This is a genomic window from Streptomyces sp. S465 (assembly GCF_026898115.1).
Taxonomy (GTDB): domain Bacteria; phylum Actinomycetota; class Actinomycetes; order Streptomycetales; family Streptomycetaceae; genus Streptomyces; species Streptomyces luomodiensis.
Genome location: NZ_CP114036.1, coordinates 4,833,072 through 4,854,315, shown reverse-complemented (window position 1 = coordinate 4,854,315; position 21,244 = coordinate 4,833,072). Strand labels below are relative to the sequence as shown.

The following is a 21,244-nucleotide window of genomic DNA, read 5'->3' as shown; positions in this document are numbered from 1 at the left end:
CGTGACCGGCGTCTCAGCGACCACCCCGTGACCCATGGTCCACGGACGGCACACAGGACCCGCTCAGCCGTAGGTGTCCCCCGGCCCTGTGGAGCCCGGGGAGCGCAGCGGGCCGTAGCGGCGGGCCGGCCCGCCGGGGCCCAAGACCTTGATCAACCTGACGGTGCCCTGGCCCAGATCCGCGTTCAGCCGGGCGACGAGCTGCGGGGCGAGCAGCCGCAGCTGGGTCGCCCATGCCGTGGAGTCACAGCGCACCGTCAGCACCCGGGCGTCCTCGTCGTACCGCTGGGGCTCGCAGTGCTGCGCCACCTCGGGCCCCACCATCTGGGGCCAGCGGCCCATCACCCCGCCGACCGCGGCCGGGGTCTCCCAGCCACGCTCGGTGATCAGCCGGTTGATCGCCGCACCGAGCGGAAGCGGATCACGGCCATCGGCGCGCGCGCCGGAGCGCAAGCCCCCTCTGCGCGCCTGCTTCTTCTGCTGGGCCGCGGCTCCCCGGGCCCGCGCCTGCTCCTTGGCGGCACGCAGCGCGACCCGCGCCAGATCGACCCCCGAGGGCTCGGGCACCGGCGAGGGCCGCGCGGGCTGGTCCATCCGGTCCGTCATACCCGCCGCACCTCGCCCTCGGACACCGCGTAGCGCGTGCCCGTCAGTACATGCGGAACGTCATCCTCCACCGCCGCGGTCACCAGCACCTGCTCCCCGGGGGCCACCAGCTCGGCCAGCCGCTCCCGGCGCCGCTCGTCCAGCTCCGCGAAGACGTCGTCGAGCACCAGCACCGGCTCACCCGCCTCGGTGCGCAGCAGATCGTAGGAGGCCAGCCGCAGGGCGAGGGCGTACGACCAGGACTCGCCATGGCTGGCGTAACCCTTCGCCGGGAGCCGGCCGAGCTTGAGGACCAGATCGTCGCGGTGCGGGCCCACCAACGTGACCCCGCGCTCGATCTCCTGCTTACGGGCCTGGGCCAGGGCGGCCAGCAGCAGTTCGTACAGCTCCTCGCGGCTGCCCGCGTCGGCCATCCCCTCACCGGCCGACCCCCGGTACTCCAGCAGCACGGGACCACCGCCCGGGGCCAGCTGCTCGTACGCCTTGTCGGCGAGCGGCTGGAGCACGGAGATCAGATCGAGCCGCTGGGCCAGCAGCTCGGCACCGGCGCGAGCCAGATGCTGGTCCCAGACATCGAGCGTGGACAGGGCCGCGTCGCCGCTCCCGCTGCGCCCCCCGTGGCGCCGGGCCAGGGCGGCGGTCTTCAACAGGGTGTTGCGCTGCTTCAGCACCCGGTCGTAATCGGAGCGGACCCCCGCCATCCGGGGCGCCCGCGCGGTGATCAGCTCGTCGAGGAAACGACGGCGCTCGCCCGGATCGCCCTTGACCAGGGCCAGATCCTCGGGCGCGAACAGCACCGTACGCACGATCCCCAGCACATCACGCGGTCTGACCTGCGAGGACCGATTGATACGGGCGCGATTGGCCTTGCCCGGGTTGAGCTCGAGCTCGACCAGCTGCTGCCGGTCCCCCTGGACGACCGCGGCCCGGACCACGGCCCGCTCCGCCCCCATGCGCACCAGCGGGGCGTCGGAGGAGACCCGGTGGCTGCCGAGCGTGGCGAGATAGCCGACCGCCTCGACGAGATTGGTCTTCCCCTGGCCGTTTGGCCCGACGAAGGCCGTGACGCCCGGACCCAGTCCGACCTCGGCCCGGGTGTACGAGCGGAAGTCGGCGAGCGACAGATGCGTGACGTGCATAGTGGGCTGCGCCGACCTCCCCCGGCAGTACCTGCTTGCTCCACCCGTGGGGGTGGTTACTTCTCGCTGCTCTCGACCGCGTGACCGCCGAACTGATTGCGCAGCGCGGCGATCATCTTCATCTGCGGCGAGTCCTCCTGACGTGAGGCGAACCGGGCGAAGAGCGACGCGGTGATCGCGGGCAGCGGCACGGCGTGGTCGATCGCCGCCTCCACGGTCCACCGGCCCTCACCGGAGTCCTCCGCGTAGCCACGCAGCTTCGTCAGGTGCTCGTCGTCGTCCAGCGCGCGGACGGCCAGGTCCAGCAGCCAGGAGCGGATGACCGTGCCTTCCTGCCAGGAGCGGAAGATCTCGCGGACGTCGGTGACCGAGTCCACCTTCTCCAGCAGCTCCCAGCCCTCGGCGTACGCCTGCATCATCGCGTACTCGATGCCGTTGTGGACCATCTTGGCGAAGTGGCCCGCACCGACCTTGCCGGCGTGGACGGCGCCGCCCTCGCCCTCGGGCTTGAGCGCGTCGAAGATCGGCTGGACCTTGGCCACATGCTCGGCGGCACCGCCGTACATCAGGGCGTAGCCGTTCTCCAGACCCCAGACGCCGCCGGAGACACCGCAGTCGATGAAGCCGATGCCCTTGGCGTTGAGCTGCTCGGCGTGCTTCTCGTCGTCGGTCCAGCGGGAGTTTCCGCCGTCCACGACGATGTCGCCGGGCGACAGCAGCTCGGCCAGCTCGTCGATGGTGATCTGGGTGGGCACGCCCGCCGGGACCATGACCCACACCACCCGTGGGCCCTTCAGCTTGCTGACGAGCTCATCGATGCTGTGGACATCGGCGACGTCCGGGTTGCGGTCGTATCCGATGACGGTGTGGCCTGCGCGGCGAATGCGCTCGCGCATGTTGCCGCCCATCTTGCCGAGGCCGATGAGACCGAGCTCCATCAGTGATCCTTTGTGCCGTAGTCCGTTGCGTTTCGCGGTGAGTCCGAGCCTACGCCCGCGGGTAGCCGCACAGATGTGGGCTACACCTGCTCATTCGCTCGTATCTCAGCCGCTCAGCCGGACCGGCATGATCAGGTACTTGTACGCCTCGTCCGCCTCGGCGTCCACGGCCGGCTTGCCGCTGAGCAGCGCGGGCTTGGTCGAGGTGGTGAAGGACAGCTGGGCGACCGGTGAGTCGATCGCGCTGAGCCCGTCCAGCAGGAACGTCGGGTTGAAGGCGATGGAGATGTCGTCGCCCTCGAGCTGGGCGTCCAGCCGCTCCACAGCCTGTGCGTCGTCGCTGGACCCGGCCTCCAGGATCAGCACGCCCTGCTCGAAGGTGAGCCGCACCGGGGTGTTGCGCTCGGCGACCAGCGCCACACGCTTGACGGCCTCGACGAACGGGGCGGTCTCGATCACCGCGACCGAGTTGAACTCGGTGGGGAAGAGCGTGCGGTACTTGGGCAGGTCGCCCTCGAGCAGCCGGGTGGTCGTACGGCGCCCGGCGCCCTCGAAGCCGATCAGGCCCTCGCCCGCACCCGAGCCGGAGAGCGCCAGGGCGACGGTGTCACCGCTGGTCAGCGACTTGGCCGTGTCGAGAAGCGTCTTGGCGGGCACCAGCGCGACGGCGGAGACGTCGGGGGCCTCGGGCTTCCACAGGAACTCGCGGACCGCGAAGCGGTAGCGGTCCGTGGAGGCCAGCGTGACGGTGTCGCCCTCGATCTCGATCCGCACACCCGTGAGCACCGGCAGGGTGTCGTCACGACCGGCGGCGATGGCGACCTGCGCGGCCGCGGCGGCGAAGACCTCACCGGGGACGGTGCCGGTCGCGGTCGGCATCTGCGGCAGCGCCGGGTACTCCTCCACAGGCAGGGTGTGGAGTGTGAATCGCGAGGAGCCGCAGACCACGGTCACCCGCACCCCGTCGCTGGAGATCTCCACAGGACGGTTGGGAAGGGCGCGGCAGATGTCGGCGAGGAGCCGGCCGGACACGAGGACCGTGCCGTCGTCCTCGATGTCGGCCTCCACGGACACCCGGGCCGAGACCTCGTAATCGAAGCCGGAGAGGCTGAGCGCGCCCTCCTCCGCCTTCATCAGGATGCCCGCGAGGACGGGCACCGGCGGTCGGGCCGGGAGGCTGCGGGCCGTCCAGGCCACCGCCTCCGCGAGTACATCGCGCTCCACCCGGATCTTCACCGTAAGCCGCCTCCTGCTGTTGCTGGCTCGCCCTGCTGGCCTTCGTCGTCGGCTGAGTAGCCGGAGACCAGTCTGACGTACGCCGCCGACAGTCGGTGCGGCTCGGGGTCAAGTCGGTGCGCGAGGTGTCGGGCGGCTCGGCCCGAGGTTGTGCACAGGCCCCACTTCGAAGCGAATTCCCCGCTATCTCTCTGTGGTCGTAGTAGTAGGGCTTGTGGAAACCGTGGAAAACTGACTCGTCCCTGGTCAGCGGCGGTTTTTTGTCCACCGGGCCTGTGGGTGGAGGCGGTGGACAACCAGGGCGTTCTGTGGACGCCGAAGAGTTCTGCACACGCGATGCACAGACATCGCCCGGTTCTCCCCAGCGTCGTCCCCAGTTTTACCCACCTTCCCCACAGCCCAACCGGCCTCCTTGGTGTGATGCCTTTCACTCGTCCCGGTGGCCGTTGCCGTTTCGTTGCCGAACAGTGGACAGCGGTGTGGAGAAGCTGTGGGCAACCGGCTCCCGGCTGTGGGTTGCCGGTGGACAAGCTGACGCGCGGGGTGCGGGCATCGCGGTCGTCCACAGTCTGTGGACTCCCGGTAGTCACAATTCCACACCCGCCTGACCTCGGGTGTTGCCTCTCTTTCCACACAGGCTGTGGATGGGATCGGGACAACCCGCACATCCCCAGGGTGTGGACGGTGGATGGGCTGTGTACCTGTGGAGAACCGGGCCGGCCGGGCAGAGAATCGAACAGCTCGGAACGGTGAACGACGAAGGGCGCCCCGGGAGTTGTCCGTCCCGGAGCGCCCTTCAGCGGTTCGCGGTGGCCGTGCGGGCCCTTCTCAGCCGTTCTTGATGCGGTTGGTCAGCTCGGTCACCTGGTTGTAGATGGAGCGCCGCTCGGCCATCAGCGCCCTGATCTTGCGGTCGGCGTGCATGACCGTCGTATGGTCGCGGCCGCCGAACTGCGCGCCGATCTTGGGCAGCGACAGATCGGTCAGCTCCCGGCAGAGGTACATCGCGATCTGCCGCGCGGTGACCAGGACCCTGCTGCGGGAGGCACCGCACAGATCGTCGACCGTATGCCCGAAGTAGTCGGCGGTCGCGGCCATGATCGCGGTGGCGGTGATCTCCGGGGCCGCGTCCTCGCCGCCGGGGATCAGATCCTTCAGCACGATCTCGGTGAGGCCGAGGTCCACCGGCTGCCGGTTCAGGCTCGCGAAGGCGGTGACGCGGATGAGCGCGCCCTCCAGCTCGCGGATGTTGCGGGAGATCCGCGAAGCGATGAACTCCAGTACCTCCGGTGGCGCGTTCAGTTGCTCCTGCACCGCCTTCTTACGGAGGATCGCGATACGCGTCTCCAGCTCCGGCGGCTGCACATCGGTGATCAGGCCCCACTCGAAGCGGTTGCGGAGCCGGTCCTCCAGGGTGACCAGCTGCTTGGGCGGCCGGTCGGAGGAGAGCACGATCTGCTTGTTGGCGTTGTGGAGCGTATTGAAGGTGTGGAAGAACTCCTCCTGCGTCGACTCCTTGCTCGCCAGGAACTGGATGTCGTCGACCAGCAGGATGTCCATGTCGCGGTAGCGCTTGCGGAACGCGTCCGCCTTGCCGTCGCGGATGGAGTTGATGAACTCGTTGGTGAACTCCTCGGAGCTCACATAGCGCACCCGGGTGCCGGGATAGAGGCTGCGCGCGTAGTGCCCGATGGCGTGCAGCAAGTGGGTCTTGCCGAGCCCGGACTCGCCGTAGATGAACAGCGGGTTGTACGCCTTGGCCGGAGCCTCGGCGACCGCGACCGCCGCGGCGTGCGCGAAGCGGTTGGACGCGCCGATGACGAAGGTGTCGAAGAGGTACTTGGGGTTCAGCCGCGCGGTCGGCTCACCGGGGCCGGACGCGGGCGCGGGCTGAGCGGCGAGCGGACCGGGGGCGCCGGTCTGCGAGGGCAGGACGGGCGGTCCGCCGCGGGCGCGCTCGAGCGGATCGGGCAGGTCGTGGCGCTGCTGCTCGTACGGCGGACGCTCCGGGACCGGTCCGGGGCGCTCGGCGCCCGGACCGCGGTAGTCGCCGCGCGGCTGCTGGTCGTACGGCGACTGCTGGTCGTACGACTGCTGGTCATAGCCGGGCGAGGCGTGCTGGGAGGCGTAAGGATCGCTCTCGGGGAAGCCGCCGAGCCGGGGCTGCTGCCAGCCGTAGTCGTCGCGGGGCCGAGGCCAGGCGCCGGGTTCGGGGCGCGGCTGCTGATAGCCGGGGTACGCGGGGCGGGCCGACGGCAGATCGTCCGGCGCCTGGCGGCCGTAGCCGTCCCGGCCCTCGTAGCTCTCGTAGGACTCGCGTTGCTCGCGCTGGGGCTGCTGGGGGACGACCGGTTCGCCGGCGGATTCGTCGACGGTGATCGCGATGCGGATCGGGCGGCCGCACTCCCGGCTCAGCGTCTCGCTGACGACGGGGGCCAGCCGGCCCTCCAGCACACCCTTGGCGAATTCATTGGGGACGGCGAGCAGCGCGGTGTCGGCGACCAGCGCGAGGGGCTGGCACCGCTTGATCCAGTGCTCGTCCTTGGCCTCGACGCCTTGTCCGCCCTGTCCCGAGCCCTCTCCCAGAAGCCGATCGAGCACACGTGGCCACACTGCGGCAAGATCGGCGGGTACGTCAGCCACGGGGCACGCTCTCTCACTCGCTGGGTGGGGACGCCGACAGGGCCCACGAATGCGTGGTTCTCGGGACGGGCGTGAAGGAATCGGAGCCCAGCCACGGTAGTCAGGCCGGGGTACACGGTTCAAGTCGTTGTCCACAGGGTGTGCACAACTGTGCCATGTGATGCCGCCGGGCGTTCCCCTGCCCCTAGGATTAAGGGGGAAGCGCACCGTCAGCGTGTCTGCCACCGGTTTGACCGGATGGCGTAACCGCGCGTACCGTAAACAGGTCGAGTTGTCGATGGCTGCTGCCGCCTGCCTCCGATGGGCAAGGATCGCGGACCGATGATCCGTGGTCGTGAAGCGGTGCACTCGGGCGTATTGCGAGCTACTCGTGGGCGCACGGTGACAGCCAAGCGATAGACCGCCACCATCCGATTCATTTCTGGAGCCCCCGAGTGAGCAAGCGCACCTTCCAGCCGAACAACCGTCGCCGCGCGAAGACCCACGGCTTCCGGCTGCGTATGCGCACCCGTGCCGGCCGCGCGATCCTCGCGTCCCGCCGCAGCAAGGGTCGCGCCCGCCTGTCGGCCTGAGCAGCCTGACCCAAGGTCCATGACGTGCTGCCTACCGAGCATCGGCTGAGGCGGCGCGAGGACTTCGCGGCCGCGGTACGCCGAGGACGCAGGGCCGGTCGCCCGCTCCTTGTCGTGCACCTTCGCACCGGCCTCACCAGCGGTGATACGGACCCGCACGCACCAGGGGAGAGTGCTCCCCCGGCGCGTGCGGGTTTCGTCGTGAGCAAGGCGGTCGGCGGCGCCGTCGTCCGTAATCTGGTGAAGCGGAGACTGCGGCATCTGATGCGGGACCGCATCGACCGTTTTTCCGCAGGTAGCCTTGTGGTCGTACGGGCGCTGCCCGGTGCGGGTGAGGCGGGTCACGACCAGCTGGCCCGCGATCTCGATGCGGCAGTGCAGCGGCTACTGGGAGGGGTGCCGCGATGAAGTACCCGCTGCTGTGGTTGATCAAGCTGTACCAGTGGACCATCAGCCCGATGCTGGGGCCGGTCTGCAAGTACTACCCGTCGTGCTCACACTATGGCTACACGGCCATCGACCGGCACGGCGCGGTGAAAGGAACGGCGCTGACGGCCTGGCGCATCCTGCGCTGCAACCCATGGTCGCTCGGCGGCGTCGACCACGTTCCGCCCCGGAAGCGTCCGGTGTGGCACCAGCGGCTGCGGAACCGCCTCGGCGGGCATCCGACTGTGGAGCCTGCCGCACAGCCCGAGACCCAGCCCAACGCCCAAGGAGCCTGATTCGTGGACACGATCCTCGGTCCTCTTTATGACGTAGTTTCCTGGATCATCGTCCAGTTCCACTCGTTCTACAGCCTCATCTTCGATCGGGACAGTGGCTGGGCGTGGGGTCTGTCCATCGTTTCCCTGGTGGTGCTGATCCGTATCTGCCTGATCCCGCTCTTTGTGAAGCAGATCAAGTCGACGCGGAACATGCAGGCGCTCCAGCCGAAGATGAAGGCGATCCAGGAGCGCTACAAGAGCGACAAGCAGCGCCAGTCCGAAGAGATGATGAAGCTCTACAAGGAGACGGGGACCAACCCGCTCTCGAGCTGTCTCCCGATCCTGGCGCAGTCTCCGTTCTTCATCTCGCTGTACCAGGTCCTCAACCACATCGCGAACAACAAGACGGTCGGTGTCATCGACCAGTCGCTGCTGGACAGCGCTCGTAACGCGCACATCTTCGGTGCTCCGCTGTCGGTGAAGTTCATGTCGTCGGCCGACAAGGTCCAGTCGCTCGGCGCCTCGCTGACCGACGTGCGGATCGTGACGATCACCATGATCGTCCTGATGTCGGCGTCGCAGTTCTTCACCCAGCGCCAGCTGATGACCAAGAACGTCGACCTCACGGTGAAGACGCCGTTCATGCAGCAGCAGAAGATGCTGATGTACGTCTTCCCGATCATGTTCGCCGTCTTCGGTATCAACTTCCCCGTCGGTGTCCTCGTCTACTGGCTGACCACCAACGTCTGGACCATGGGTCAGCAGATGTTCGTCATTCGCCGTAACCCGACTCCGGGCAGTGTCGCCTACCAGGCCCGCCAGGAGCGGCTGCGTGCCAAGGGCAAGCTGAAGGAGGAGCCGGCCGAGGTCGCCGCGAAGCAGGCGGCCGAGGTGGCGCGTGCCAACCGTCAGCAGCCCAAGCGCCAGACAAAGGCGCAGCGCGCCACGACCGGTCACAGCAGGGCCAACTCGCAGTCGGGCGCCTCGGTCTCCACGACGAAGTCCGCTTCCCCGACGAAGCCCGCTGGGGACAAGCCCGCCGGGGAGCAGCCGCGGCAGGGCGCGGGGCAGAAGAAGGGCGCGCAGGGCGGCAAGCCGGCCGGCGGCTCGGCCTCCGGCTCCTCCCGCGGCTCCAAATCCGGCCAGCGCAAGGGCCAGCAGCGCCCCAAGCACCCGTCCAAGAAGTAACGAAGGAGTCCATCCGTGACGGAAGGCACCACCCCGGCCGCCGAGGGCGTCGACACCCTGACCCGCCTTGAGCAGGAGGGGGAGATCGCGGCCGACTACCTCGAGGGGCTGCTGGACATCGCGGACCTCGACGGCGACATCGACATGGACGTCGAGGCCGACCGCGCAGCGGTGTCGATCATCAGCGATTCGACCAGCCGCGATCTGCAGAAGCTGGTCGGCCGCGATGGCGAGGTGCTGGAGGCTCTTCAGGAGCTGACCCGGCTCGCGGTTCACCGGGAGACCGGCGACCGCAGCCGGCTGATGCTCGACATCGCCGGATACCGGGCTCGCAAGCGTGCCGAGCTGACCGAGCTGGGCACCAAGGCCGCCGAGGAGGCGAAGGGCACCGGTGAGCCGGTGAAGCTCAAGGCGATGACGCCTTTCGAGCGGAAGGTGGTGCACGACGCTGTGGCCGCCGCCGGGCTGCGCAGCGAGTCCGAGGGCGAGGAGCCCCAGCGCTGCGTGGTCGTGCTTCCGGTCTGAAGCGGTTCCGCATCGTGATCCACACGGCCCCGTCTGCGCGCAGACGGGGCCGAATCTTGTCAGCCTTACATCATCGTTCAGCACAGTGTTCGGTACGGAAGGACGGTCCCCGTGACGGAAGCAGCGGAGCTCCCCCCGGCGCCCCCGGAGGCAAGGGATGTGTTCGGTGACCGCTTCCCGGAGGCCGTCCGCTACGGCGAGCTGCTGGCCGATGTGGGAGTGACGCGCGGGCTGATCGGTCCGCGTGAGGTGCCACGGCTGTGGGAGCGGCATCTGCTGAACTGCGCCGTGCTCTCCGAAGTGGTGCCCGAGAAGGTCACCGTCTGCGATGTGGGGTCGGGGGCCGGGCTCCCCGGTATCCCGCTGGCCCTGACCCGCCCGGATCTCCAGATCACGCTCCTGGAGCCGCTGCTGCGCCGGACGAACTTTCTGCGGGAAGTGGTGGAGCTGCTGGGGCTCGACCATGTGACGGTGGTGCGTGGCCGTGCCGAGGAGGTCCTCGGCAAGCTGCCTCCGATGCATGTGGTGACGGCTCGGGCGGTGGCTCCGCTGGACCGGCTGGCCGGCTGGGGGGTGCCGCTGCTCCGCCCGTACGGCGAGATGCTGCTGCTGAAGGGTGACACCGCCGAGGAGGAGCTGAAGCAGGCCCGCGCCGCGCTGAGCAAGCTCGGTGTGGTGGGGACCTCGGTGCTGCATGTCGGCGAGGACGTGGTGGACCCGCCGTCCACGGTGGTGCGGGTCGAGGTCGGAGAGAGTCCCGGAGGTGTGCGCTTCGCCGCGAAGCGGGCCAAGGCGGCCCGTCGGGGACCGCGTCGTCGGCCCTGAGTCAGGGCGTTGCTCCATACAAGCTGGCAAAACTACGCATACCGGAGTGTCGCGACGAATCAACGAGGCCTCCCGTGCATCGTGTTTCACGTGAAACGTCGCTCCCTGCTGCATGGAATCATCAGTCGTGGTCGTGCGGCGGCTCTGCCCCGCGGCCGCCGACCCCGTATGAACGTGGATTCATCCACAGGAGAACGGGCCTCGCTGGTTCACAACCCCCAAAGCATGGCAGGCTCTGTTCATCGCGAGCCTGATGTCGAGGAGAGTGAATCCTTGCGGTCCGACGCCAACATCGCGGGGCCGATGACCGATCCGGTCCCCGGCCCCCGTACCGAATCGGCGGGGGAGGATGTTTCACGTGAAACGCCGCCCCCGATGGACGACGCCCCTATGGGTCGTGCCGCTCAACTGGCGGTGGATGCCCTGGACCGTGCCGGGGAGGGGTTGCCCAGGCCGGAGCACACCCGGGTGATCGTGGTTGCCAACCAGAAGGGCGGGGTGGGGAAGACCACGACCACGGTCAATCTGGCCGCCTCGCTCGCCCTGCACGGTGGTCGAGTGCTGGTGATCGACCTCGACCCACAGGGCAATGCGTCGACGGCGCTGGGGATCGACCACCACGCCGAGGTTCCATCGATCTACGACGTGCTGGTCGACAGCAAGCCGCTGTCCGATGTGGTGCAGCCGGTCCCGGACGTGGAGGGACTCTTCTGCGCTCCTGCCACGATCGATCTCGCCGGTGCCGAGATCGAGCTGGTCTCCCTGGTGGCGAGGGAAAGCCGGCTACAGCGGGCCATCCAGGCATATGAGCAGCCGCTGGACTACATCCTGATCGACTGTCCGCCCTCGCTCGGGTTGCTCACGGTCAATGCGTTGGTGGCCGGTGCGGAAGTACTGATCCCGATCCAGTGTGAGTACTACGCGCTGGAGGGACTGGGGCAGCTGCTGCGGAACGTGGATCTGGTGCGGGGTCATCTCAACCCCAAGCTCCATGTCTCGACGATCCTCCTCACCATGTACGACGGCCGCACCCGGCTGGCCTCCCAGGTGGCGGACGAGGTGCGCAGCCACTTCGGCAGTGAGGTGCTCCGGACGAGCATTCCCAGATCGGTGCGCATCTCCGAGGCCCCCAGCTATGGGCAGACCGTCCTCACCTATGACCCGGGGTCGAGCGGGGCGCTGTCCTATCTCGAGGCGGCCCGTGAGATCGCCCTCAGAGGCTTCAGCGTGCACTACAACGCCCAGCACGCTCATGCCTTGCCCGAGCTCAGCCAGCACGATCAGCACAGCATGCAGGAGGGGATTCAGTGAGTGAGCGACGCAGAGGACTGGGCCGTGGGCTCGGTGCCCTGATTCCTCCCGCGCCGAAGGGGACGGACAACGCCGGCCCCGCGGCGGGGGCGGGAACGGTCACGGCGACCGGGGCCACCACCTCACCGACCGCGGTCCCGGTGCTCACCCAGGAGCGCGGTGTGGCGGCGGCCAAGGTGGCCGCACTGTCCACGCACACCGTTCCACAGGAAACCGAGCCCGCGGCGAGGGAGAAGGAGCCCGAGGCCGGATCGGCGGTGGTTCCCGAGGAGGTGGCCGGGGCGCACTTCGCCGAGCTGCCGCTGGACTTCATCACCCCCAATCCTCGTCAGCCCCGTGAGGTCTTCGACGAGGACGCGCTTGCCGAACTGGTCACCTCGATCCAGGAGGTCGGTCTCCTCCAGCCCATCGTCGTGCGGCAGTTGGCGCCGGAGCGCTATGAGCTCATCATGGGCGAGCGTCGCTGGCGGGCCTGCCGTGAGGCGGGACTGGAGAAGATCCCCGCGATCGTCCGGGCCACCGATGACGAGAAGCTTCTGCTCGACGCCCTGCTGGAGAACCTCCACCGCGCTCAGCTGAATCCACTGGAAGAGGCGGCGGCGTACGACCAGTTGCTGAAGGACTTCAACTGCACGCATGACGAACTGGCCGACCGCATCGGGCGTTCACGTCCGCAGGTCTCCAATACGCTGCGGTTGCTGAAGCTCTCCCCTTCCGTTCAGCGCAGGGTCGCGGCGGGGGTTCTCTCCGCGGGCCACGCTCGGGCGCTGCTCTCCGTGGAGGACGCGGAGGAGCAGGACCGGCTGGCCCATCGCATCGTCGCCGAGGGGCTCTCGGTGCGTGCGGTGGAGGAGATCGTCACCCTGATGGGGTCGCGGTCGGGCGGGACGACGAAGACCAAGGGGCCGAGGGCGGGGGCGAGGGTATCCCCCGCGCTCACGGATCTCGCGTCGCGTCTGTCCGATCGGTTCGAGACACGAGTGAAGGTCGACCTCGGTCAAAAGAAAGGAAAGATCGTCGTCGAGTTCGCCTCGATAGAGGATCTCGAGCGGATCCTCGGCACGCTGGCTCCTGGTGAGGGGGCGGTGCTGGAGCAGCCTCTCTCCCCTGAGGGCGAAGCGGCGGACGAGGACGAGTGAGGCGCTGTCCGTACGGCCAAGGCCGTACGGAAGCAGTGCGGGGCGGGTCGTGTTCCGACATGGTCGGAACACGACCCGCTGTTTGCCCAAGGGCGGTATCGGTGCAATCTCGGCACGGATACGATGCGATCAGGTAGGGCGGATCCATGTGGAGGCGCCGCATGTGGAGGGCAGGGCCATGCGATCGGTGAGCCGCACCGGACTGTTGGCCACAGGATTGGGCCTGGGAGCTGTCGGCGGTTTCGTCGGGAGTCTGCTCAGGGAGCGTAGTGCGCTGTCAGCCGCCCGTGCCGCGGCTGGCCACGAAAGTGAAGGACTGGCTTCATGGGGCGTCGGCTCGTACCGCTCACGTTGGACAACCTCCCGGACATCCCCAAGCGCTGTCGCGCCTGTGTCTTCTGGGAGCTCGATCCGGTCAGCGGTGAGGCAGCGGTAAGGGCGGGTCGGCCCGAGCTGGAGAAGGAAGCCTGGATCTCGGCCGTCCTGCTGGAGTGGGGATCGTGTGGCCGGGTGGTCTATGTCGATGAGGTCCCGGTGGGCTTTGTGCTGTATGCGCCTCCGGCGTATGTGCCGCGCTCCACGGCCTTCCCGACCAGTCCGGTCGCGGCGGATGCCGTGCAGCTGATGACGGCCTGGCTGATGCCCGGATATCAGGGGCAGGGACTGGGCCGGGTGATGGTGCAGACCGTCGCCAAGGATCTGATCCGCCGGGGCGTCAAGGCCATCGAGGCGTTCGGGGACGCCACCTGGAAGGAACCGGCGTGTGTGCTGCCCGCCGACCATCTGCTGGCCGTGGGCTTCAAGACCGTACGGCCGCATCCGCGCTACCCCCGGCTGAGGCTTGAGCTGAGGACGACGATCTCCTGGAAGGAGGATGTCGAGCTGGCGCTGGACCGGCTGCTCGGCGCGGTCCAGAAGGAGCCGGCGCTGCGGCCGCTGTAGCGCGTTCCACGTGAAACACGAAGGGGCTGCCCGTGAGGGCAGCCCCTTCGTGTACGAGGGTGAGGCGTGGTGCGCTCAGCCGATGAAGTCGGCCAGGTCGCGCTCGATGGCGGCCTTGGGCTTGGCACCGACGATGGTCTTGGCGACCTCGCCGCCCTGGTACACATTGAGCGTCGGGATGGACATCACGCCGTACTTGGCGGCGGTCGCCGGGTTCTCGTCGATGTTGAGCTTGGCGATGACGATCTTGTCGGCGTGCTCGGCCGCGATGGCCTCCAGCGAGGGGGCGATCTGGCGGCACGGACCGCACCACGCGGCCCAGAAGTCGACGAGTACCGGCTTGTCGCTCTTGAGGACCTTCTCCTCGAAGTCGGCGTCCGTCACGGTGACCGTGGCACCGGCCATGGCAATCTCCTTAGTGGGTTGGTGCAGGGGTGGATAGCGGAGTCAGACGGTGGCGTCGCCCTGGCCCAGCGAGGCGAGGTAGCGCTCGGCGTCCAGCGCCGCCGAGCAACCGGTGCCGGCCGCGGTGATCGCCTGACGGTAGGTGTGGTCCACGACATCGCCCGCGGCGAAGACACCGGGCAGGTTCGTCCGCGTGGAGGGCGCATCGACCTTGAGGTAGCCCTCGTCGTCCAGGTTCAGCTGGCCCTTGAACAGCTCGGTGCGCGGGTCGTGGCCGATCGCGATGAACAGTCCGGTCACCGGCAGCTCGGAGGTCTCGTCCTTCTTCACATCGCGAATGGTGAGACCGGAGAGCTTGCCGTCGCCGTGGATCTCCTCGACCACGCTGTCCCAGACGAACGAGATCTTCGGGTCGGCGAAGGCCCGATCCTGCATCGCCTTGCTGGCGCGCAGGGTGTCCCGGCGGTGGACCACCGTGACCGACTTGGCGAACCGCGACAGGAAGGTCGCCTCTTCCAGGGCCGTGTCGCCGCCGCCGATGACGGCGATGTCCTGGTCCTTGAAGAAGAACCCGTCACAGGTGGCGCACCAGGAGACACCGCGGCCGGAGAGCTCGTCCTCGCGCGCCAGCCCCAGCTTGCGGTGCTGAGAGCCGGTGGCCACGATGACGGTCTTGGCGCGGTGGACGGTGCCGGCGGAGTCGGTGACGGTCTTGATCTGCTCGCTGAGGTCGACCGCGACCACATCGTCCGGGACCAGCTCGGCGCCGAAGCGCTCGGCCTGGGCCCGCATGCCGTCCATCAGATCGGGACCCATGATCCCGTCCCGGAAGCCAGGGAAGTTCTCCACCTCGGTGGTGTTCATCAGGGCACCACCGGCGGTTACGGAGCCTTCGAAGACCAGCGGCTTCAAGGAAGCGCGGGCGGTGTAGAGCGCGGCCGTATAGCCCGCGGGCCCGGAACCGATGATGATCACGTTGCGGACGTCGCTCACGGATGTCTTCCTTGTCTTTGCCGACTGCCGGACTGCTGATGACTGGACGCGCGGGTTCGGGTTTCCCCGGAATTCCGCTGCCACCCCACCCAACGGATCCTACGGGTCCGGCATTCCCGAGCGCTGTCAGGCAGGGCCTGGTGTGCGGTGTGCCTCAGCCTCGCGGGTAGGTCCGGCTCACCAGAAGCTTCCCGGGGGAAGACGGGGATACCGAGACACAGGATGCGTCGATCACGAAGGCGTCGACGAGCGAGCTGTCGGACGGATGGGGCAGGACGACGATATAGGCGGTCTGGCCGTCGTAGGTGTCCTGCTGTGCCGCGAGAGCCGGATCCTTGCGGCCGGTGCCGCTCTGTACACAGGACGGCACATGCGGGTCGTCGTCGGCGCGCAGCGGCACATCGGGCGTGTTCTCCTGCCCGGTGACACCGTCCGATGTGGTGGACTTTCGCTCGGCGAGCAGTTCGTGCACACGGTCCTTGAGCGTGCCCGAGGAGAGGGTGGACTTCCCGGAGCTCTGGCTGGCGTGAGCCTGGGGACCGGTGTCGTCGTGATCGCCGGAGGAGCCGTCCTGGAGGAAGAGGGATCCGAGGCCGATCACCGCCGCGGCACAGGCACCACCGAGGACGGCCTTGCGCCAGCGGCGGGCGCGGCCGGGACGAGTGCTGGGCCCGGTGGATCCTCGTCCCGGTCCGGTGGCGCCACGCGGGCGCCCAGCGGGCCGGTCCGCCACGGTGGACGGCTTGGCTGCGAGTTCCACGGAGTCGGAGCCGGGAGTGCCCGAGACGCCGTCGGCCGTTTCACGTGAAACAGGGGTGGGCGCCGAGGTCGGGTCCGGGGTTTCACGTGAAACATCGGAGACGCCCTCGGGGGCGGTCGCGTCGAGAAGTGCTTCGGCGGCCAGCGCCGCGTCGATACGGCCCGCGACATCGGCGGGCATCCGCACCGGGCCGGGCAGGGTCCCGAGCATGGAGCGGATCTCGTCCAGGGATGTCCACACATCCGCGCACAGCACACAGCCGGCGAGGTGAGTGCGCACATCGACGGCGCGGGACGGAGAGAGCAGACCCTCGGTGAGTGCGGAGATCTCCGCGACTTCAGGGTGCTCGTCCGTGTCCGTCGAGGATGTCACGCTCGCCCACCTCCGCCCTTCACGGCATCTGTGTCGTTCGGTCCTGCCGCCGGTGGGACGGACGTCCCCTGCGTCCGGTTCCTTCCCCCGCCCGGAGGTGAGCTACCCCTCCCGCTGGGATGGAGATGTGAGAGCAACGGCAGCAGCCGTGCGCGGCCCCGGGCACAGCGGCTCTTCACGGTGCCGGTGGGAACGTCCAGTACCTTCGCCGCCTCCGCGACGGGATAGCCCTGCATGTCGACCAGGACCAGGGCGGCCCGCTGCTCGGGCGGGAGGGTGCGCAGCGCCCGCAGCAGTTCGCGGTGGAGATCGCCGCGCTCGGCGGGAGCGGCGGCGGATTCATGGGGTTCCAGCAGGTGCTCAAGCCGCTCGGTGTCGTCGACAGGAGAGGTACGACGGGAGGCGGCCTTGCGGGCCCGGTCCAGACAGGCGTTGACCGTGATGCGGTGCAGCCAGGTCGTCACCGCGGACTGGCCCCGGAAGGTGTGCGCGGCGCGGTAGGCGGAGACGAGTGCGTCCTGGACCGCGTCGGCGGCTTCCTCCCGGTCGCCGAGGGTGCGCAGCGCCACCGCCCAGAGTCGGTCGCGGTGGCGCCGCACTATTTCGCTGAAGGCGTCCGGATCGCCGTCGACGTGCCGGGCAAGGAGCTCGCTGTCGCTCGCCTCGCCGATGGTGGCGTCGTCCACCGTTCGAGCCCCCTCCCCGATCAGCCGGCTCAGCCGGTGAACTTCACTTCGGTGATGGCTTGCTTGTAGGGGTGTGTGTAGTACTGCTCGGGTGGAGAGGACGGGAGGGCGGTCATCCAGACGAGGACGTAGCGGGTCTTCACCGAGTTCTTGACCTTCAGCTCGGCGGTCTTGCTCGTGGTCTTGCGCGAGGTGATCTTCTTGAACGAGCCGACCGGATCGGACGCGGACGCGGACGGATTCAGGGAATCCGTAGCGTACAGCGAGATCTGTGTGTAGGAACCCCCGTAGTGGAGTCCCACGGAGGCACCGCTGACCTCCTGCTCGGAGCCGAGGTCATAGACGATCCCGACGCCCTTCTTGATGCTGGGGGCGAACTCCGGGCCGTCGTCGTAGCTCTTGGTGCGCCAGTACGTCGACGGGTCGTTGTCGTGGGTGAGCTGGGCCTGGTCGCTGTTCTGGAACGAGCCATCGGGGGCGAACTCGGCGGAGCCCTCAATCTTCAGCGGTTTGCTGACAACCTTTCCGGCGTTGCCGTCGTCCTTCTCACCGGTGGACTTGCTCGGGCTGGTGTTGTTCTCGTCCTTCAGCAGGGTGTCCGCGAGCTGCCAGCTGCCGAGACCCAGGGCGGCGATCAGAAGGGCCGAGACGGTCCATTTGAGGGCCTTGCCCGTGCGGCTCTGCAGCGGCGGCGGAGGCGGTACGGGAGCGGCCGCGGGCGAGGTGCCGCCCCGGGGCGGGGTCTGACCGTACACGCCTTGTTGGTACGTCGTGCGCTGATACGCCGGTGAGGGGGTGAAGGCGGGCTCGGGGGGCCGGATGCGCGGCATGGCCGCGACGGCCTTGGCCAGCTCCTCGGGGGTGGTGCAGGGTTGGTCCTGACGGGAGGCGGTGGCCCCGTCGTTGACCAGCGCGCGCATCGCGAGCTCGGACAGCCCGCGGTGCACTCCCGCGCGGACCTGGTCGGGGGCGATCAGGCCCACACCCTTGGGCAGCCCGGAGAGGCCGTAGGCGTCCGTCTCGTAGGGCCAGCGCTGGGTGAGCGCCGCGTACAGCAGCGCGCCGATCGCCTCGGTGTCGGTGCGTTGGGGGTGGTCGGCGGTGATCCCGCGCAAGGCGGCCATGACGGCGAGTCCGCGGATGCGGTACTGGCCGGATTCGGTGCGCAGTACGGAGCCGGGGTTGAGTCGCAGATGGGCCAAGCCCTCACGGTGGGCGGCGGCCATGGCCTGGGAGACCTGGCTGACCAGTTGGTACGCGTCGTGCGGCTCGAGTGGCCCGGCGGCCAGCACGGCGGTGAGTTCGGTGGCGTCGGGAAGCCACTCATGGACGACGTAGACAAGATCGTTCTCCTCGACGGCGTCGAGGACCTGGACGAAGCGGGGGTCGCCCAGCAGGGCCGCCGAACGGGCGGCGGCGAGCACCGGCCTGGTGCGCGGATGGTCGGCGGGCAGCACATGCACTCCGACGGCGCGCCGCAGTTTCTCGTCCACGGCACGCCAACTGCTGAATCCGTCCAGACGGGTGACGCACTCCTCCAGACGGTAGCGTCTGGCCAGCTTGTGACCGCTGTGCAGCTCCAGAGGGCTCGCTTCGGCCGCGGCACCCGCATCGTCGGTGACCGCGGCCTCTGTCCCCTTGCCGGCCTTCTTCTTCGTCCCCGCCCCGTCGGCCGTGGCCTTGCCCGCCTCGGCGGTCAGCGGCTCCTCTCCACCGCTGTCGGCCACGTCGACGGCAGCTGTGCTCCGTTCCGCCACCGTCGTTCCTGCCTCCCCATCCGTTGCACCTGCTCCGAGCCAAGACAATTGTGCCCACAGTCCGCCGCTATGCACGACACACGGTGGCGGACGATGGTTGTGCTCAATGATCAGCGTCCGAGTCGTCCGCGCACCATACCGACCATGGCTGTCAGCTCCTCAACGCGCATCCGTTTCGCAGCAATGTAGAAGACCGCGACAAGAACGAGGCCGCCGCCCAGCAGAGCCGCCAGCGAGCCGGCGACGCCCATTCCGATGGTCTGCATGATGGCGTAGGCCGCGCCACCGCTCAGCAGGGCGGCCGGGATGCTGGCGCCCGCGAGGCGGGTGTAGGTGCGGACGACGCGGGGGCCGTCCAGATCGCCGCCCAGCCGCTTGCGCAGCCGCTTCCAGGCCACGCCCACGCCGGTGGCGTAGGCCAGGCCGTAGGCGGCGGCCATACCGGCGACGGCCCAGCGGGCGGGGAGCACGGCATAGGCGAGGGCGGAGCCCGCGGCGTTGACGGCGGCGACGATCACCGTGTTGTAGAAGGGGGTGCGGGTGTCCTCGTAGGCGTAGAAACCACGCAGGACGACGTACTGCACGGAGAACGGGATGAGGCCGAGGCCGAACGCCATGAGGATGTAGCCCATGGCTTGGGCCGTCGCGGTGCCCGAGGTCCCGAAGAGCAGGGTGCACAGGGGGATGCCGAGCGCGATGAAGCCGAAGGCGAGGGGGACGATGGCGACGGCGGAGGTGCGCAGGCCCTGCGAGATGTCGTCGCGGACCGCTCCGGGGTCGCCGTCGTGGGCCGCCCGGGAGAGCCTGGGCAGCAGAGCGGCCATCACCGAGACGGTGATGATGGCCTGGGGCATGTTCCAGATGAGCTGGGCGCTCGTGTAGCCGACGTAGCTCGCTCCCGGGTGGCCCCCGTTGTCGGCCTCCGTACCGGCCGCGGTGGCGAGCTGGGTCACCACGATGTTGCCGGCCTGGTTGGCGAGCACGAACAGCACCGTCCACTTGGCCAGCTTGGCGGCCTTGCCGAGGCCGTGGCCACGCCAGTCGAAGCGCGGCCGGAAGCGGAAACCGGCTGCCCGGAGGTAGGGGAACATCGCCAGGGCCTGGACGGTGAGGCCGAGGAGCGTGCCGATGCCCAGCAGCCGGATGCCTTCCGGCGTGATGGTCGTGACGCCCATGTTGGAGTTGCTGGAGGTGCCGAACACCCAGATGAAGAGGCCGAAGGTGGCGATGACGACGATGTTGTTGAGGACCGGGGTCCACATCATCGCGCCGAACTTGCCCCGGGCGTTGAGGATCTGGCCGACCACGACGTGCACGCCCATGAAGAAGATGGTGGGCAGGCAGTAGCGGGCGAAGGTGACCGCCACCTCGTTGGCCGGGGGATCGCTGGCGATGTCCGCGGAGAGCATCCGGATCAGTGCCGGGGCCGCGAACAGCGACACCGCGACGAGGCTGCCCAGCGCGACCATCGTCAGCGTGAGCAGACGGTTGGCGTAGGCGACTCCGCCGTCGTCGTCCTCCTTCATCGCGCGCACGAGCTGCGGGACGAAGACCGAGTTCAGACCGCCGCCGACGGTGAGGAAGTAGATCATCGCAGGCAGCTGATAGGCGACCTGGTACGCCTGGCCGAGGCTGGCGGCGCCCAGACCCGCGACGATCACCATCTGCCGGACGAAACCGGTCAGACGGGAGACCAGGGTGCCCGCGGCCATCAGCGCGCTGGACTGGAGCAGACCGCCCGCCCGGCCCCCCGACGGCTTCTTCTGCCGGGGCTCGGCCGCGGGGGCGGTCACCACCGGAGCGGCCACCGTGGGAGCGGCGGCCGTGGCCTGGGCGGACTCGGACCTCGACGGTCCGGGGACCGGTGCCTGCCCCTGGGCGGGCGTCTGCCCGTGCGGGTAGTCCTGTGAGCCCTGCGGATAGCCCTGGGCGGACCGGGGCTCATAGGGCTGCTGATCGCGGTAGAGATGCGCGAACGCGTCCCGCTGCGGCTGCTCTTCCGCGCCGTAGCCGTCGGCGGCCCCCTGATAGCCGTGGTCCGGCTGACCGGCGGTGTACGCCTGTCCGTCGGTGTACGGCTGCTGTGCCGCGCCCTGGTGGCCGGGACCGGCCTCGGAGGGCCATACGCGGGGATCGGGGCCCTGCGGCGTGGGGGGCTGCTGGTAGTACTCCTGCTGGTAGCCGCCGTGCTGCGGTGCGTGAGGGGAGCGCCGGTCGTACAGCGGATCCGTCAGCGGATCATGGGCGTAGGCATCCTGCGTCGGATACGGGTAGGCCGTGAAGCTGCCCGTCGCGTACGAATCGTCCAGGTACGGGTCCTGCGGGTAGTACTGCTGGCCGTACGACTGGCGCGGATCGGCCGAGGGCACCTGATGTGCGTCGCCCAGATACGGATCACGCTGGTGCGGTTCCTGTCCGTAAGGGTCGTGAGGGCCGTGAGGCGAAGGCTGCGGCGGCGGTGGCACTCGGCCATCACCGTCATACGGCGCGTTCATCGCTACCC

20 protein-coding genes are annotated in these 21,244 nt (G+C 68.9%); 9 read left to right on the top strand and 11 right to left on the bottom strand.

Annotated features, from left to right (window positions below):
* Nucleotides 1-63: 63 nt before the first annotated feature.
* The 5 genes from N6H00_RS20465 to dnaA all read right to left on the bottom strand — a co-directional run bounded on the left by N6H00_RS20465 (nucleotide 64) and on the right by dnaA (nucleotide 6,562).
* Nucleotides 64-606: a DUF721 domain-containing protein gene (locus N6H00_RS20465; protein WP_268973245.1), complete on the bottom strand. Its 543-nt coding sequence runs from the start codon at nucleotides 604-606 to the stop codon at nucleotides 64-66.
* Entirely contained in the window at nucleotides 603-1,745 is a 1,143-nt protein-coding gene (gene recF, locus N6H00_RS20460; RefSeq protein ID WP_268973244.1) for a DNA replication/repair protein RecF, read from the bottom strand. Before recF ends, N6H00_RS20465 begins: the two co-directional genes overlap by 4 nt.
* 56 nt (nucleotides 1,746-1,801) lie before the next feature.
* On the bottom strand, nucleotides 1,802-2,683 hold the full coding sequence (gene gnd, locus N6H00_RS20455; protein ID WP_268973243.1) for a phosphogluconate dehydrogenase (NAD(+)-dependent, decarboxylating): 882 nt from the start codon (nucleotides 2,681-2,683) through the stop codon (nucleotides 1,802-1,804).
* Between the two features lie 105 nt (nucleotides 2,684-2,788).
* Entirely contained in the window at nucleotides 2,789-3,919 is a 1,131-nt protein-coding gene (gene dnaN, locus N6H00_RS20450) for a DNA polymerase III subunit beta (RefSeq protein ID WP_268973242.1), read from the bottom strand.
* A gap of 828 nt (nucleotides 3,920-4,747) precedes the next feature.
* Nucleotides 4,748-6,562, bottom strand: a complete 1,815-nt coding sequence (dnaA, locus tag N6H00_RS20445) for a chromosomal replication initiator protein DnaA (RefSeq protein WP_268973241.1) — start codon at nucleotides 6,560-6,562, stop codon at nucleotides 4,748-4,750.
* A 434-nt stretch (nucleotides 6,563-6,996) separates the two neighbouring features.
* On the opposite strand from dnaA, the gene rpmH reads away from it, so the two are divergent.
* From rpmH to N6H00_RS20400, 9 genes are all read left to right on the top strand, one after another.
* Complete coding sequence (gene rpmH, locus N6H00_RS20440; protein WP_003956500.1) at nucleotides 6,997-7,134, top strand: 50S ribosomal protein L34; 138 nt, start codon at nucleotides 6,997-6,999, stop codon at nucleotides 7,132-7,134.
* A gap of 24 nt (nucleotides 7,135-7,158) precedes the next feature.
* Nucleotides 7,159-7,542, top strand: a complete 384-nt coding sequence (gene rnpA, locus N6H00_RS20435) for a ribonuclease P protein component (protein ID WP_268973240.1) — start codon at nucleotides 7,159-7,161, stop codon at nucleotides 7,540-7,542.
* Nucleotides 7,539-7,856: a membrane protein insertion efficiency factor YidD gene (gene yidD / locus N6H00_RS20430; protein ID WP_014061973.1), complete on the top strand. Its 318-nt coding sequence runs from the start codon at nucleotides 7,539-7,541 to the stop codon at nucleotides 7,854-7,856. The genes rnpA and yidD overlap by 4 nt, the downstream gene beginning before the upstream one ends.
* Nucleotides 7,857-7,859: 3 nt before the next feature.
* Nucleotides 7,860-9,026 (top strand): membrane protein insertase YidC, encoded by a 1,167-nt coding sequence (yidC, locus tag N6H00_RS20425; protein WP_268973239.1) that lies wholly within the window; start codon nucleotides 7,860-7,862, stop codon nucleotides 9,024-9,026.
* Between the two features lie 15 nt (nucleotides 9,027-9,041).
* On the top strand, nucleotides 9,042-9,551 hold the full coding sequence (locus tag N6H00_RS20420; protein ID WP_030827774.1) for a Jag family protein: 510 nt from the start codon (nucleotides 9,042-9,044) through the stop codon (nucleotides 9,549-9,551).
* Between the two features lie 111 nt (nucleotides 9,552-9,662).
* Complete coding sequence (rsmG, locus tag N6H00_RS20415; RefSeq protein WP_268973238.1) at nucleotides 9,663-10,376, top strand: 16S rRNA (guanine(527)-N(7))-methyltransferase RsmG; 714 nt, start codon at nucleotides 9,663-9,665, stop codon at nucleotides 10,374-10,376.
* Nucleotides 10,377-10,601: 225 nt separating this feature from the next.
* Complete coding sequence (locus tag N6H00_RS20410; RefSeq protein WP_329618545.1) at nucleotides 10,602-11,687, top strand: ParA family protein; 1,086 nt, start codon at nucleotides 10,602-10,604, stop codon at nucleotides 11,685-11,687.
* Nucleotides 11,684-12,826 carry a ParB/RepB/Spo0J family partition protein gene (locus N6H00_RS20405; protein ID WP_268973237.1) on the top strand — a complete coding sequence of 381 codons (1,143 nt, stop codon included), beginning with the start codon at nucleotides 11,684-11,686 and terminating at the stop codon, nucleotides 12,824-12,826. Before N6H00_RS20410 ends, N6H00_RS20405 begins: the two co-directional genes overlap by 4 nt.
* A 324-nt stretch (nucleotides 12,827-13,150) precedes the next feature.
* Nucleotides 13,151-13,768, top strand: a complete 618-nt coding sequence (locus N6H00_RS20400; protein WP_268973236.1) for a GNAT family N-acetyltransferase — start codon at nucleotides 13,151-13,153, stop codon at nucleotides 13,766-13,768.
* 75 nt (nucleotides 13,769-13,843) lie between these two features.
* On the opposite strand, the gene trxA is transcribed toward N6H00_RS20400, so the two are convergent.
* The 6 genes from trxA to murJ all read right to left on the bottom strand — a co-directional run bounded on the left by trxA (nucleotide 13,844) and on the right by murJ (nucleotide 21,236).
* Nucleotides 13,844-14,173, bottom strand: a complete 330-nt coding sequence (trxA, locus tag N6H00_RS20395) for a thioredoxin (RefSeq protein WP_268973234.1) — start codon at nucleotides 14,171-14,173, stop codon at nucleotides 13,844-13,846.
* Nucleotides 14,174-14,215: 42 nt separating this feature from the next.
* A complete protein-coding gene (trxB, locus tag N6H00_RS20390; protein WP_268973233.1) occupies nucleotides 14,216-15,166 on the bottom strand; it encodes a thioredoxin-disulfide reductase in 951 nt (316 codons plus the stop codon).
* A gap of 154 nt (nucleotides 15,167-15,320) precedes the next feature.
* Nucleotides 15,321-16,298 carry a hypothetical protein gene (locus tag N6H00_RS20385; RefSeq protein ID WP_268973232.1) on the bottom strand — a complete coding sequence of 326 codons (978 nt, stop codon included), beginning with the start codon at nucleotides 16,296-16,298 and terminating at the stop codon, nucleotides 15,321-15,323.
* Nucleotides 16,295-16,984, bottom strand: a complete 690-nt coding sequence (sigM, locus tag N6H00_RS20380; RefSeq protein ID WP_268973231.1) for an RNA polymerase sigma factor SigM — start codon at nucleotides 16,982-16,984, stop codon at nucleotides 16,295-16,297. The genes N6H00_RS20385 and sigM overlap by 4 nt, the downstream gene beginning before the upstream one ends.
* A gap of 29 nt (nucleotides 16,985-17,013) precedes the next feature.
* Nucleotides 17,014-18,741, bottom strand: coding sequence for a protein kinase family protein (locus N6H00_RS20375; protein ID WP_268973230.1), 1,728 nt, complete (start codon nucleotides 18,739-18,741; stop codon nucleotides 17,014-17,016).
* Nucleotides 18,742-18,851: 110 nt separating this feature from the next.
* On the bottom strand, nucleotides 18,852-21,236 hold the full coding sequence (murJ, locus tag N6H00_RS20370) for a murein biosynthesis integral membrane protein MurJ (protein ID WP_268973229.1): 2,385 nt from the start codon (nucleotides 21,234-21,236) through the stop codon (nucleotides 18,852-18,854).
* Between the last annotated feature and the right edge of the window lie 8 nt (nucleotides 21,237-21,244).

Excerpts from the sequence above, each read along its gene's own strand:
- N6H00_RS20465 (WP_268973245.1), bottom strand. The coding sequence starts at position 606 with ATGACGGACCGGATGGACCAGCCCGCGCGGCCCTCGCCGGTGCCCGAG.
- recF (WP_268973244.1), bottom strand. The coding sequence starts at position 1,745 with ATGCACGTCACGCATCTGTCGCTCGCCGACTTCCGCTCGTACACCCGG.
- gnd (WP_268973243.1), bottom strand. The coding sequence starts at position 2,683 with ATGGAGCTCGGTCTCATCGGCCTCGGCAAGATGGGCGGCAACATGCGC.
- yidD (WP_014061973.1), top strand. The coding sequence starts at position 7,539 with ATGAAGTACCCGCTGCTGTGGTTGATCAAGCTGTACCAGTGGACCATC.
- N6H00_RS20410 (WP_329618545.1), top strand. The coding sequence starts at position 10,602 with ATGGCAGGCTCTGTTCATCGCGAGCCTGATGTCGAGGAGAGTGAATCC.
- N6H00_RS20400 (WP_268973236.1), top strand. The coding sequence starts at position 13,151 with ATGGGGCGTCGGCTCGTACCGCTCACGTTGGACAACCTCCCGGACATC.
- trxA (WP_268973234.1), bottom strand. The coding sequence starts at position 14,173 with ATGGCCGGTGCCACGGTCACCGTGACGGACGCCGACTTCGAGGAGAAG.
- murJ (WP_268973229.1), bottom strand. The coding sequence starts at position 21,236 with ATGAACGCGCCGTATGACGGTGATGGCCGAGTGCCACCGCCGCCGCAG.